Origin of the sequence: Pseudomonas sp. FJ2-5-13 (genome assembly GCF_029201605.1) — a bacterium.
GTDB classification, from domain to species: Bacteria; Pseudomonadota; Gammaproteobacteria; order Pseudomonadales; family Pseudomonadaceae; genus Aquipseudomonas; species Aquipseudomonas lactis.
In genome coordinates, this window is sequence record NZ_CP104045.1 from 4,486,579 (window position 1) to 4,499,795 (window position 13,217).

The following is a 13,217-nucleotide window of genomic DNA, read 5'->3' on the forward strand; positions in this document are numbered from 1 at the left end:
GATTTATCTAGGCTGCAGGCAATTCAAACAAACGTTTGTATTGGACGCTGTCAGTGGTCTATATATAATGCGCCACCTAGAGAGACAGGTGGGTGCTGCCTTCGCGCAGAACCACACCGAACCTCCACCCATTAGAAAAAAAAGCCTGTTGAGCCTTGAGTAGGAGATAGCCTGTGGAACGCGAATACATGGAATTCGACGTGGTCATCGTCGGCGCTGGCCCGGCGGGCCTGTCTGCCGCCTGCCGACTGAAGCAGAAGGCCGCCGAAGCCGGTAAGGAAATCAGCGTCTGCGTGGTCGAGAAAGGCTCCGAAGTCGGCGCCCACATCCTCTCCGGTGCGGTGTTTGAGCCACGTGCCCTGAATGAACTGTTCCCGGACTGGAAAGCACTCGGCGCCCCGCTCAACACGCCGGTGGTGCGCGACGACATCTATGTGCTGCGCAGCCCGGAAGCTTCCACCAAGGTGCCCGACTTCTTTGTGCCCAAGACCATGCACAACGAGGGCAACTACATCATTTCCCTGGGCAACCTGTGCCGCTGGCTGGCCCAGCAGGCCGAGAACCTGGGCGTGGAAATCTACCCAGGCTTCGCCGCCCAGGAAGCGCTGTTCGACGAGAACGGCGTGGTGCGCGGCATCATCACCGGCGACCTTGGCGTTGACCGTGAAGGCAAGCCAAAAGACGGCCTGTACACCCCTGGCATGGAGCTGCGTGGCAAGTACACGCTGTTCGCCGAAGGCTGCCGTGGCCACATCGGCAAGCAACTGATCCAGCGCTTCAACCTGGACAGCGACGCCGACGCCCAGCACTACGGCATCGGTCTGAAGGAAATCTGGGAAATCGATCCGGCCAAGCACCAGCCGGGCCTGGTGGTGCACACCGCCGGTTGGCCGCTGGACATCATGGGTAACGAGAACACCGGTGGCTCGTTCCTTTATCACCTGGAAAACAACCAGGTGGTGGTCGGGCTGATCGTCGACCTGTCCTACAGCAACACCTTCCTGTCGCCGTTCGATGAATTCCAGCGCCTCAAGCATCACCCGGTGCTGGCCCAGTACCTGGAAGGCGGCAAGCGCATCAGCTACGGCGCCCGTGCGATCTGCAAAGGCGGCCTGAATTCGCTGCCGAAGATGGTCTTCAAGGGCGGCGCGCTGATCGGTTGCGACCTGGGCACCCTGAACTTCGCCAAGATCAAAGGCAGCCATACCGCGATGAAGTCCGGCATGCTCGCCGCCGACGCCGTGGCCGACCGCCTGTTTGCCGAATCCGAGGGCGGTGATGAACTGACCACCTATGTCGACAGCTTCAAAGCCAGTTGGCTGTACGAAGAACTGTTCGCCAGCCGTAATTTCGGCCCGGCCGTGCACAAGTTCGGCGCAATCATCGGCGGCGGTTTCAACTGGCTCGACCAGAACATTTTCGGCGGCAAGATCCCTTTCACCCTGCACGACACCAAGCCGGACTACGCCTGCCTGAAGCTGGCCAAAGACAGCCAGAAGATCGACTACCCCAAACCCGACGGCAAGTTGAGCTTCGACAAGCTGAGCTCGGTGTTCATCTCTGGTACCAACCACGAAGAAGAGCAGCCGTGCCACTTGAAGCTCAAGGACCCAAGCATCCCGATCGGCACCAACCTGCCGCTCTACGATGAACCGGCGCAGCGCTACTGCCCGGCTGGCGTGTATGAAGTGGTGACCAAGGAAGACGGCGAGAAGCGCTTCCAGATCAACGCCCAGAACTGCGTGCACTGCAAGACCTGTGACATCAAGGACCCTTCGCAGAACATCACCTGGGTAACGCCGGAAGGTGCGGGCGGGCCGACTTACCCGAATATGTAAGTCGTTCGCTTAACCAGAAAAGGCTCCCGAGACGGGGGCCTTTTTTGTGGGCGACATCGATCAAAATGTGGGAGCTGGCTTGCCTGCGATGGCCATAGGTATCTACACAATTGTGTAGTTCGCCGCAGCCACCGGTAACCACGATGCGAAGCGAGCCGCTCTTGATCTTGATCTGCTTTTGATCTCAGGCGCCCCGTTGAACCACGCTGGCCGGAATTCGACAGGGATTTGGGGGGTAAACCGGCAGGGATGCCGGTTTAGCCGCCCCGCGCCATGGATGGCGCGTGGCGGCGGCCCCCCAAATCACTGGCGGATTACGGGCACACCGAGCCTAGGCGAGGTGCCGAGTGGTGGGGCAAGAGCCCTTTGGTTACTTTGGGGCTCTTTTCCAAAGTGACCCGCCGTCAGGCGGAACCCTAAGCGGCCGTTACCGCAGCAATGAATATGCACACAATCCAACTGTGTTGACTGACAGGCCGCCTTCGCGAGCAAGCCCGCTCCCACAAGTTGGATCGTTGGGGTGTCAGGTAGATAGGGGGCGGCTGGCAGGCCGTCATCGCAGGCAAGCCAGCTCCCACAATGACCGCGTGGTGTCAGGCGGCCCGCTCTTCGCCTGGGTTGCGCAGGAAGTAGCGTTTGTACTCCCGACTGAACTGCGACGTACTCTGATACCCCACCTTGTGCGCCGCCTGCGCCACACTCATGCCTTCCACCAGCAACAACTGCTGGGCCTTCAATAACCGCAAGCGCTTGAGGTACTGCACCGGCGATAACAAGGTGCAGCGCTTGAAATGCTCATGAAAGGTCGAGGCACTCATGTGCGCAAATCCGGCCAAGGTCTCGATATTCAGCGGCTCGGCGTAATGGGCATGCAGGTGGTTCAATGAGGTGGCGATGCGCGAAAACTGCCCCTGCTGTTCCACCAGCGCACGCAACACATCGGCCTGAGGCCCACGCAAGGCGGTGAACAACAATTCGCGCACCCGCGCCGGGCCCATGATCCGGCTTTCCAGCGGATCGTGCAGGCACTGCAACAACCGCTCGACGCAGCCGCGCATCGCATCGTCCAGCACCACCGAACTCATCGACTCCAGGGTCTGCGCGGTCGGCGGCGGCCCGGCCTGCATGCCCATGGCAATCACCAACTCGCCCAACACCACGCGGTCGATGCCGACCGTGACGCCGTACAGCGGCGCCTCGGGGGCCATGGCAAAGGTCTCGCATTCGAACGGCACCGGCATGGCCTGGATCAGGTAATGCCCGGCGCCATACTCCAGTGTGCGCGGGCCAAGGTAGGCGACTTTGCTGCCTTGGGCCACGAACATCAGGCTTGGCTCATAGATCTGCGGCCCACGCGCCACATCGCAACTGGCGCGCAGCACCTGCACGCCGGGCAGGTGAGTCGGGGAAAAACCGTCGCGGGGCGTGAGCCCTTCGATCAAGGCAACCAGCGTGGCATTGGCGTCCAAATGGCGGGTCAACAGCATGGCAAAAAACTTCGCGAATGAGGGATGACAGCATCATCGCAGGTCTGGCGGCCAATATATCCAAACCTCAGGCACTGCCGGACGAATAGGCATGAGACTCGGAGCAATTGCCATGTTCGCGCCAGGGGCCGGCGCGCAGACTTTGCCGCCTCTGCAGTCCAAGCTTTTGTGAGGTTTACTATGTACACCGCCATCGGTTACGCCGCCCAGTCGGCCACCACGCCCCTCGCCCCGATGTCATTTGAACGCCGCAGCCCGCGCGTCGATGACGTGGCCATCGAGATTCTCTACTGCGGCGTGTGCCACTCCGACATCCACCAGGCACGCAACGAATGGGGCATCGCCGTGTACCCGCTGATGCCGGGCCACGAGATTGTCGGCAAAGTCACCGCCGTCGGCGCCAACGTGACCGCGCATAAAGTCGGTGATCTGGTTGGCGTGGGTTGCATGGTGGACTCGTGCCGCCACTGCCAAGCCTGCCAATCAGACCTTGAGCAGTATTGCCTCGAAGGCCCGACCATGACCTACGCCACGCCGGACCGCGTGGATGGCAGCAACACCATGGGCGGCTACTCCGACAGCATCGTGGTCAGTGAGCACTTTGTGGTGAAGATCCCGGCCAAGCTTGACCTGGCCAGCGCTGCGCCGATCCTGTGCGCAGGCATCACCACCTACTCTCCACTCAAGCACTACGGCGTAAAGGCCGGCGATAAAGTCGGGATCCTCGGCATGGGCGGCCTGGGCCACATGGGCATCAAGTTCGCCAAGGCCATGGGCGCCGAAGTCACGCTGTTCACCCGTTCGGCCAGCAAGGCCGAGGAAGGCCGTCGCCAGGGCGCCGACCATGTGATCGTGTCCACCGATGCCGAGCAGATGAAAGCCGCTGCCGGGCACTTCGACTTCCTGCTCGACACCATCCCGGTGCAGCACGACCTGAACCCCTACCTCGATGTGCTGCGCTTTGACGGCGTGCATATCCTGGTCGGCCTGATCGAGCCGGTGGACCCACCCGTCAACGCCGCCAAGCTGGTGCTGGGCCGTAAAGTGTTGGCCGGTTCGCTGATCGGCGGTATTGCCGAAACCCAGGAAGTCCTGGATTTCTGCGCCGAGCATGGCATTACCTGCGACATCGAGATGCTCGACATCCGGCAGATCAACGAAGCTTACGCGCGCATGATTGCCGGTGATGTGAAGTACCGCTTTGTCATCGACATGGCGAGCCTCAAAGCCTGATCAGGCCTTGGCGCCCAACTCCGCGGACAGCCGGGCTGCGACCTGTTTGATCACAGGGATCAGCTCGGCCATTTTCTCCAGCGGCATGTAGGGCACCGTACTGGCGATGCTGATGCCGGCGACAATGCGCCCGCTGGCATCACGCACCGGTGCCGCCACGCAGCGGATCGAAGGCTCGTTGTCTTCAAGGTCAAACGCATAGCCCCCCTCCACATACTCATGCATGCGCTGTTCGAACTGCGCCCAGGATTGCTCCGGGTGCTGCGGCCATTGCAGGCTCTTGCCCGCCGCCGGCAAGCTGGCCTCGTACAAGCGCTGCCACTCCTGCGGTGAGTCATCGAGCATCAACGCCTTGCCGATACCGGTGCGCGCGAGCGGCATGCGATGGCCGACCCGCGAGCGCATTTCCGGGCCGTTGCGGCCGGGGTTCTTGTGCAGGTAAAGCACCTCGTCGTATTCACGAATCGCCAGGTGAATGGTGTCGCCGGTCAGCGCCGACAACTCGTCCAGGTACGGCACTGCCAGGTTCACCAAGGGCAACTCTTCACGGGCCTGGAACCCCAACTCGATCAGCTTGGGGCCCAGCAGGTAACCGACCTGGGGCACCACGCGCAGGTAACGCTCGTCCACCAGGCAACTGGCCAGGCGGTGCGTCGTGCTGCGCGTGGTGCCGATGCGCCGGGCGATCTCCTTGAGATCCCGCGCACCGGCCGCCACCGCTTGCACCACGCCCAGGCCGCGCAACAGGGTCTGGGTGCCGGTGGGGGCGGCGTCTTTGACGGGGGTGTGGGCGTTTTCCTGCATATCGGGCCTATAAGTATGAAAGCGGGGGCATTATGGCAAATACCGCCCTCCTGAACACAGGAGATCCAATGTGGGAGCTGGCTTGCCTGCGATGGCGGTGGGTCAATTAAACATGGCCTGGCTGACACACCGCTATCGCAGGCAAGCCAGCTCCCACAGTTTGATCTTCACAGGGTGAACATCAGCGTTGTTTCATGCGGTCGATTATCACCGCCAGCAACAGGATCGAGCCACGAATCACATACTGGTAAAAGGTATCGATGTTCTTCAGGTTCATCGCATTCTCGATGATCGCCAGAATCAACACCCCGGCAATCACATGGCGGATCATGCCGATACCGCCGCTCAACGACACGCCGCCCAGCACGCACGCCGAAATCACCGTCAGCTCGAACCCCTGGCCAATCATCGGCTGGCCCGAGGTCATGCGTGACGCGAGGATCACCCCGGCCAGGGCGCCGATCAAACCGTGCACGGCAAAGATGATGATCTTGGTGCGATCGACATTCACCCCGGCGAGCAACGCGGCTTCCTGGTTGCCGCCAATGGCCATGGTGTTGCGCCCGTAGGTGGTGTAATTGAGCAGCCAGCCAAAGAACACAAAGCACAACACGGTGATGATGATCGGCACCGGCACGCCCAGCAGTTGGCCGTTGCCGAATACGAAGAACCCTTCATTCATCACCCCCACCGCCTTGCCGTTGGAGAAGATGTAGGCCAGGCCGCGCACGATCTGCATGGTCGCCAGGGTGGCAATCAACGCACTGATGCGCAGCTTGGCAATCACGATGCCGTTGATCAGCCCGACCACCAGGCCCATGGCCAAGGCCGCCGACACGCCGAGTAGCACGCTGTCGGTGTCGCGCATCACGATGCCCGCCACCACCCCGGCACAGGCGATCACCGAACCCACCGACAAATCGAAGTGCCCCGACGCCAGGCAGAACAGCATGGTGCACGCGGCAATGCCCACGGTTGAAATCGCCAGACCGAGGCCGCGCATGTTCAACGGCGACAGGAAGTTATCGATGAACACCGCACTGAGCACAAAAATGCCCAGCGCCGCCAACAGCATCACCCAATCATCGAGAAATTTGCGCTGATTGAAACCCGGCCAGAAGCCCTTTGCTGTTTTTACCTGAGACATAGCCAAACCCTCTTGTTCTTGTTCAAGCCCGCGACTGTGGCAGCGCCAGTTGCAGCAGGCGCGCTTCATCCGCTTGGGCGCGGGGCAACTCACCGGTCAAAGCGCCTTCACTCATCACCAGGATGCGGTCAGAGATGCCCATCACCTCCATCAGGTCGCTGGACACCACGATCACCGCAATGCCGCTGGCCGCCAGGTTATGGATGATCTGGTAGATCTCCGACTTGGCGCCGATGTCGATACCGCGAGTAGGTTCGTCGAGCAGCAACACCTTCATCGGCATCGACAACCAGCGGCCAAGGATGGCTTTCTGCTGATTGCCGCCGGACAGGTACATGATCTTCTGCGCCGCGTTCGGCGTTTTGACCCGCATCGCCTGGATCTGTCGGTCGGCGTTACCTTTCTCCCAGCCTTCGCGCAACAGCCAGCCAAAGGTGGAATGGGCGCTACGGGCGCTGATGTTGATGTTTTCCGCCACGCTGCCCAGCGGGATGATGCCCTCTTTCTTGCGGTCCTCCGGACACAGCAGCACGCCAGCGGCAATGGCGTCGCGGGGTGAGCGCAGTTGCAGCGCTTGCCCGCACAGTTCCAGGCTGCCGGCGCTGGCGCGCTCTAACCCACTGAGCAAGCGAAACAGCTCGGTACGCCCCGCGCCCACCAGCCCGAACAGGCCCAGGATCTCGCCCTTGCGCACCTGGAAACTGATCGGCTCACGCAGGCCCGGGCCGAGCAAGCCGTCCACCTTGAGCGCCACTTCGCCCTGCTCACGCGGTCGGTAATCGTAGATATCCTGAATATCGCGACCGACCATGCAGGTCACCAACTGGTCATGGGTCAGTGTGCTCATGTCCTCGAACGTGCGCACGTAGCGGCCGTCCTTGAACACCGTCACCGCATCGCAAATACGGAACACCTCTTCCATACGGTGCGACACGTAAAGCACCACTTTGCCCTCGTCGCGCAGGCGCGCGATGATCGCCATCAAGCGGTCGATTTCCCGCGCCGATAAACTGCTGGTGGGTTCATCAAAGGCGATCACGTTGGCGCCGCGAGACAGCGCTTTGGCGATTTCCACCAATTGGCGCTGGCCCAGGGACAGGCGCCCGAGCTTCTCGTCAGGGTCGATTTCATCGGCCAGGCCCTTGAGGCAGGCCAGGGCCTGCTTGCGCAGCAGGCCCCGGTTGACCACGCCAAAGCGCGTGGGCAAATGCCCGAGGAACAGGTTCTCGGCTACGCTCATTTCCGGCACCAGGTGCAGCTCCTGGTGAATCACTGCCACACCGCTGGCAATGCTGTCGGCGGCGCATTTGAACGCCATGGTTTGCGCGCCGATCTGCACGGTGCCGCTGGAAGGAATGTAGGCGCCGCCGAGGATTTTCAGCAGGGTCGATTTGCCGGCGCCGTTCTCGCCCATCAGCGCATGCACCGAGTGCGGCCGCGCTTCAAAGCTGATCTGCGCCAGGGCTTTCACACCGGGAAACTCCTTGCCGATGCCATTGAAACGCAGGGCTGCGCCGCTCATTTCCACAGGCCGATCTTGGTCAGTTCTTCCTGGAAATTGGCGCGCGTGATCAAGGTCACTTCGTCCATGGCGGTGTATTTAGCCGGTTCCTTGCCGGTGGTGACCCATTCGTACATCGCCAGCGCGGTGTTGTAGCCCTCGATATGCGGGCTGGGCAGCATGGAACCGAAGAAGCCGCTGTCGGCTTTTTTCAATTCGCCGATGGCGTCGGTGCCATTGATGCCGATGCCGATGACGTTGGCGGCCTTGAAGCCGGCACTTTCGGTGGCGCGCACGCCCCCGAGCACGGTGTTGTCGTTCATGCCGCCGATGATCAGGTTCTTCGCCCCGCTCGGCAGCTTGACCAGGGCCGAGTTGGTGGCGTCCATGCTGCCAGGTACGTCGAGGGTTTTCAGCGCAGCGGTGAGGATGTGGTCCTTGGGAATACCGGCCTCCTCCAGGGATTTGATCGAGCCGTCAGTGCGTTTCTTGCCGGTGTCGAGCTCGTTGAAGGTGTTGATCACCGCGTAGGTGTCCTTCCAGTCCCAACCGCGCTTTTTCGCTTCGGCGGCCATGGCAGCGCCCTGCTTCTGGCCCACCTCAAATGCGGCCATGCCCAAGTACGGCACCTCTTCCATAAAGTTGCCTTTGGCATCGACAAATCGGTCATCCACGGCCATCACTTTCAAATCGTTGACCTTGGCCTTGGCGACGATGGCCGGGCCCAGGGACACGTCTGGCGGGCAGATCACAAAGCCTTTCGCGCCGTTGGCGGCCAGGCTGTCGATGGCCGACAGGGTCTTTTCGCCATCGGGCACGGCGATTTTGATCACAGTAAAACCATGCTCTTTGCCGGCCTTTTCCGCGAATGCCCACTCCGTCTGAAACCAGGGTTCCTCAGCCTGTTTGACCAGGAAACCGATCTTCACTTCTTCAGCCGATACCCAGCCGCTGAACGCCATCGCCAGTGCCACGGCACCGAGTGTTTGCTTGAACATGGACCACCTCCTTCTTGTTATTGAAAAACGCTTTAGTCGTGGTACATCACAGACCGCCCGCCATCGATCATCAGGCAAGTGGCATTGATAAAGGGCGCCTCGTCGGTCGCCAGGAACAGAGCCGTCATGGCCACTTCGATGGGCTGGCCAATGCGTTTGGGCGGGTGCAGGTCGAACGCGCGCTGGCGTTCGGCGTGGGGGTCCGGGAAACCGTTCCAGTAATCGACGTTGAGCTGGGTTTCGATATAGCCGGGGGCGATGGCATTCACGCGGATGCCTTTGGGCGCGTACTCGATGCCCAGGGCACGGGTGAGGCCGAGCAGGCCGTGCTTGGCGACAGGGTAAGGAAAGCAGCCGGGAATGATGTGGCTGGAATGGGTGGACGCGATATTGATGATGTTGCCGACGCCCTGCTCGATCATGTGCGGCAACACCGACCGGCAGCCGTACCAGGCGCCGTCGAGGTCGATGGCGAAACAGCGGCGCCAGTCCTCGTCGCTCATCTCCAGCGGGTCACGGAACACATTGACCCCGGCACAGTTGACCAGCACATCCACGCGGCCAAAGCGCTCGATGGCCAGGTTGACCAGTGCCTGCCATTGATCCTTGGAGGTGATATCAATCGGTTGGGCGTAAATCTGCGCGCCGCGTTCGCGCCAATGGGCGGCGACTTTCTCGACTTTGTCGCCCTGGATATCGGCAATGATCAACCGCGCCTGCTGAGCCTGGAAACAGGCAACGATGGCTTCGCCAATGCCTTGGGCGGCGCCGGTGATGATCACCACCTTGTTCTTCAGGCGCTCGCCGTAAGTGGGCTCGGGCACGGCGGGTAGGGACAACGGTTGTGCCTGCATCGCTTCACCTTTTTATTTTTAGTAGTGAGTGCTGATGCTGGCGACTATAAACCCATCGCCTGAAATATCTCAATATATAAATTATCATCCCATATAATGGACAAAGCTTAAAAAAATGAGAGAGCGGGCTTGCTCGCGAATGCGGTGTGTCAGTTAAAGCATGGCTGACTGATACACCGCATTCGCGAGCAAGCCCGCTCCCACATTGGATCTGTGGTGTCTATAGAAAAAGGCTTCAGCCCAGGGCGAAGTCGCGCAAGGCGTCGCCTTCCATGCGATAACGCACCCATTCTTCCTGCGGCTGGGCGCCGATGGATTTGTAGAAGGCAATCGCGGGCTCGTTCCAGTCCAGCACGCTCCATTCAAAGCGCCCGCAACCGTTGTCGCAGGCGATCTTGGCCAGGTGACGCAACAACTTCTTGCCGGCCCCGCCGCCGCGTTGCTCCGGGTTGATGTACAGGTCTTCCAGGTACAGGCAGTTGCTGCCCAGCCACGTCGAGTAGCTGAAAAAGAACACCGCAAAGCCAATCGGCAAGCCGTCGCGCAAGCAGATCAGGCCATGGGCCGTGGCGCCTTCGCTGAACAGGCTGCGTTCGATGTCCACCACGCTGGCGATCACTTCATGCCGGGCTTTCTCGTACTCGGCCAGCTCAGTGATAAAGGTCAGGATCTGCGCAGCATCGCTGGGCACGGCGGGGCGAATCTCGATGGTCATGGGCGAGCCTTGGGCAAATTCAAAGGCCACATACTAAGGCGATTTGATGGCCGTTTGCAGTGCAATTGATGCCGACTAGCGCGTTTCACTCCGGTGCGGGGTGATGCAAGCATCGGCAACCACAGAACAAAGCCTGCGCACGCCCATGGTAAACAATGGGCATAAATCCAACGATCAGAGACCTGCTCATGCACGCCACGCCACCCGTGGGCACCAAGACATTCGCGCTGTTCTGCCTAGCCAGCTTCCTGCTGTCACTGTCTTACGGTTCGACCTTTTTGTTGTCACTGCTGATCCATGCCCGTGGCGGTAATGAACACGACGCGGGCAGTGTCATTGCCACGGCGATGCTCAGCACTTTTGTGGCGGTCGTGTTTTCCGGGCACCTGGCTGATGCGCTGGGCGCGGCGCGAGCAATTGCGAGCACCGGCCTATTGTTGGTGGTGGCCTGCCTGGGGTTTGCCCTGACGCCGGGGTTTGGCCAAGGCTTGATGCTGTTTGGATTGTCCCTTGGCTTGGGCTGGGGCGTGTTCTATACCCTGGGCCCAATCATCGTGACGCTGCTAGTGGAACCACGCCAGCGGGCCAAATATTTCGCCTTGCTCTCGGGCAGTATGTTGAGCGGCATAGGTTCCGGCCCTTTGCTGGGACGCGCCGCCACTGCGCTGGACCTGCCCCTGACCACCGCGTTCTATATCGCCGGGCTCGCCAGCCTCGCCGGGGTGGTGATGTTCTGGCGCATGGGCTCCCGGTTGCGACAGCACGCGAATATGCCAACCGCCAGGATTTCCTGGCGCGCAAGCCGCCGCATACTGTCTTCCAAGGCGGCGTTCGCCATCCTGATGGTCGGCCTGGGTGGCTGCGTATTCGGGGGGCTGTCTTCGTTCCAGACCAGCTATGCCGTGGCTCATAAGCTCGATTATTCACTGTTCTTCGCGGGCTTCCTGACAGCAGCAATCACCAGCCGCTTGCTGATAGCCGGCTTCGTGGTCAAGCGCGATGCGTACCAGGCTGCCTGTGTGTTATCGGGGGTGATGTTCGGCGCGATCGCGCTGTTCGCGTTTGGTGTCAGCGGCAACCTCAGTTATGTGCTCGCCGCCGCCACGCTAGGGATCGGGTATGGCCTGACGTATTCAGTGATCAACGGCCTGGTGGCCAACGAAGCGCCCAGCGGCACCACTTCCCAGGCGTTGTTGTTGTTCAGCCTGGCGTACTTTATCGGCGTCTTCGGATTTCCCTGGCTCGCAGGCAAGATCATCGTCGACTTCGGCCTTGCGACAATGATGCTGAGCGTATTGGTGATCGCGGCCCTCAACTGGGCGATCACGGTGGCACGCTTGATAGCGCGCCGAGTATCAGCACACAAAGTGATACAGGTGAGCTGATACCGTTCGTCGCCCTCCCGGCACGATCAACAATCGCGGGCAGACCAATACAGGGTAAGGACATTAATCATATGGAGACACCCTGATGAAAAATTCCAAATTTGCTGCCCTCGCCCTCACCGGCCTGTTGTCTGCCGCGTCCCTGAGCGCCTTCGCGGCCAGCTCGACCACCGGCCCCACCGATCCAACGCCGGACGCCACCACCGAGTCGCAAAAATCCATGGGCACCGGCATGGACACCAACGGTGGCGCGATCATCGACAACAGCGCTGACCCACGCACCAACGGCAACGACACCCAGCGCCAGGCACCGGCGGCCGTGGGCAACGGCAAGATGGGCCCAGGCACGAGCAACAATGAGCCGAAGATCAACAAGGGCGACGACTCGAACATTCCGGGCGCGCAGAAACAACCAGCGCCTTGATGCACCCTTGGTACGACCTACACCCGACCATTTCCCCGTGAAGAGGTACGCATGAACGTCGATAGAAACCTTGAAAAAGAAGTCCTCACCCGCCTGTTGCACGCTCACCCGCAAGGCTTGGGCAAGGAGGTGCTGGACAATTACCGCGGTGAAAAAGAGGTCGCCAGTGTCTTGGCGTTCCTGCAGGACCGCGGGCTGATCAAGGATGGGCATGTGACCACCGACGACGCCGGCGAATACGCGTTGAACCTGCCGATCAAGCTCACCGCTTCTGGTGTGGATGAGGCGCGCAAGCTCGACGCTCAAAGCACTCAGTAATCCATTTCTGGCCTGGCCCCGCGACTGGGGCCAGAAGGAGTTTTAGCGATGCCTCGTGGAAGCAAAGCCAAATACACCGACGAACAGAAACGCAAGGCCGCTCATATCGAAGACAGTTATGAGCACAAAGGGTTGCCCAAGGACGAAGCCGAAGCCCGTGCCTGGGCCACCGTGAACAAACAGTCTGGCGGCGGTGAGAAAACCGGCGGATCAGGCAGGCGCAAAGCACCGGCCAAGAAGGCCCAGGACCGGCAGGAATCAGCCAAGCGCGCCGCTGCCAGCCGTGAAGGCCACCCGCGCAGCAGTCGCGCTTCATTGGGTACGCAGACCAAGGAAAGCTTGATGAAAGAGGCGCGGGAAAAGAATATTTCAGGACGCTCAACCATGCGCAAAGATGAGTTGATCCAAGCCCTGAAAAAAGCAGGCTAAACGCAGAACCCATTGTGGGAGCGGGCTTGCTCGCGAAGGCGGTGTATCAGTCAGCACATGCTTTAACTGACACACCGCCTTCGC

General features: G+C 60.7%; 13 protein-coding genes. 6 read left to right on the plus strand and 7 right to left on the minus strand.

Annotation, left to right across the window (positions count from 1 at the left end):
• The first annotated feature begins 173 nt into the window (after positions 1 to 173).
• Entirely contained in the window at positions 174 to 1,838 is a 1,665-nt protein-coding gene (locus N2A98_RS19785; protein ID WP_003193481.1) for an electron transfer flavoprotein-ubiquinone oxidoreductase, read from the plus strand.
• Positions 1,839 to 2,431: 593 nt separating this feature from the next.
• Here N2A98_RS19785 and N2A98_RS19790 read toward each other — a convergent pair.
• Complete coding sequence (locus N2A98_RS19790) at positions 2,432 to 3,325, minus strand: AraC family transcriptional regulator (protein ID WP_003193483.1); 894 nt, start codon at positions 3,323 to 3,325, stop codon at positions 2,432 to 2,434.
• Between the two features lie 180 nt (positions 3,326 to 3,505).
• Here N2A98_RS19790 and N2A98_RS19795 point away from each other — a divergent pair, with 180 nt between their 5' ends.
• Entirely contained in the window at positions 3,506 to 4,558 is a 1,053-nt protein-coding gene (locus N2A98_RS19795) for an NAD(P)-dependent alcohol dehydrogenase (protein ID WP_044268473.1), read from the plus strand.
• Here N2A98_RS19795 and N2A98_RS19800 read toward each other — a convergent pair whose 3' ends face one another.
• The 6 genes from N2A98_RS19800 to N2A98_RS19825 form a co-directional block, all read right to left on the minus strand.
• Complete coding sequence (locus tag N2A98_RS19800; RefSeq protein WP_032895696.1) at positions 4,559 to 5,362, minus strand: IclR family transcriptional regulator; 804 nt, start codon at positions 5,360 to 5,362, stop codon at positions 4,559 to 4,561.
• 181 nt (positions 5,363 to 5,543) lie between these two features.
• Complete coding sequence (gene araH / locus N2A98_RS19805; protein WP_275622539.1) at positions 5,544 to 6,509, minus strand: L-arabinose ABC transporter permease AraH; 966 nt, start codon at positions 6,507 to 6,509, stop codon at positions 5,544 to 5,546.
• Between the two features lie 22 nt (positions 6,510 to 6,531).
• The gene (gene araG / locus N2A98_RS19810) at positions 6,532 to 8,031 is read right to left on the minus strand and encodes an L-arabinose ABC transporter ATP-binding protein AraG (RefSeq protein WP_275622540.1); all 1,500 of its coding nucleotides are present in this window, start codon (positions 8,029 to 8,031) and stop codon (positions 6,532 to 6,534) included.
• Entirely contained in the window at positions 8,028 to 9,008 is a 981-nt protein-coding gene (locus tag N2A98_RS19815; protein ID WP_003193492.1) for a substrate-binding domain-containing protein, read from the minus strand. Before N2A98_RS19815 ends, araG begins: the two co-directional genes overlap by 4 nt.
• A 32-nt stretch (positions 9,009 to 9,040) precedes the next feature.
• On the minus strand, positions 9,041 to 9,862 hold the full coding sequence (locus tag N2A98_RS19820) for an SDR family oxidoreductase (protein ID WP_044267441.1): 822 nt from the start codon (positions 9,860 to 9,862) through the stop codon (positions 9,041 to 9,043).
• Positions 9,863 to 10,097: 235 nt separating this feature from the next.
• Complete coding sequence (locus tag N2A98_RS19825) at positions 10,098 to 10,577, minus strand: GNAT family N-acetyltransferase (RefSeq protein WP_003193496.1); 480 nt, start codon at positions 10,575 to 10,577, stop codon at positions 10,098 to 10,100.
• A 188-nt stretch (positions 10,578 to 10,765) separates the two neighbouring features.
• Between N2A98_RS19825 and N2A98_RS19830 the strand changes: the two genes are divergently transcribed.
• From N2A98_RS19830 to N2A98_RS19845, 4 genes are all read left to right on the plus strand, one after another.
• Positions 10,766 to 11,962: an MFS transporter gene (locus tag N2A98_RS19830; RefSeq protein WP_003193498.1), complete on the plus strand. Its 1,197-nt coding sequence runs from the start codon at positions 10,766 to 10,768 to the stop codon at positions 11,960 to 11,962.
• An 85-nt stretch (positions 11,963 to 12,047) separates the two neighbouring features.
• Positions 12,048 to 12,386: a hypothetical protein gene (locus N2A98_RS19835; protein WP_275622541.1), complete on the plus strand. Its 339-nt coding sequence runs from the start codon at positions 12,048 to 12,050 to the stop codon at positions 12,384 to 12,386.
• A 51-nt stretch (positions 12,387 to 12,437) separates the two neighbouring features.
• The gene (locus tag N2A98_RS19840; RefSeq protein WP_032895690.1) at positions 12,438 to 12,704 is read left to right on the plus strand and encodes a hypothetical protein; all 267 of its coding nucleotides are present in this window, start codon (positions 12,438 to 12,440) and stop codon (positions 12,702 to 12,704) included.
• Between the two features lie 48 nt (positions 12,705 to 12,752).
• The gene (locus N2A98_RS19845) at positions 12,753 to 13,133 is read left to right on the plus strand and encodes a Rho termination factor N-terminal domain-containing protein (protein WP_034135338.1); all 381 of its coding nucleotides are present in this window, start codon (positions 12,753 to 12,755) and stop codon (positions 13,131 to 13,133) included.
• Positions 13,134 to 13,217 lie beyond the last annotated feature (84 nt).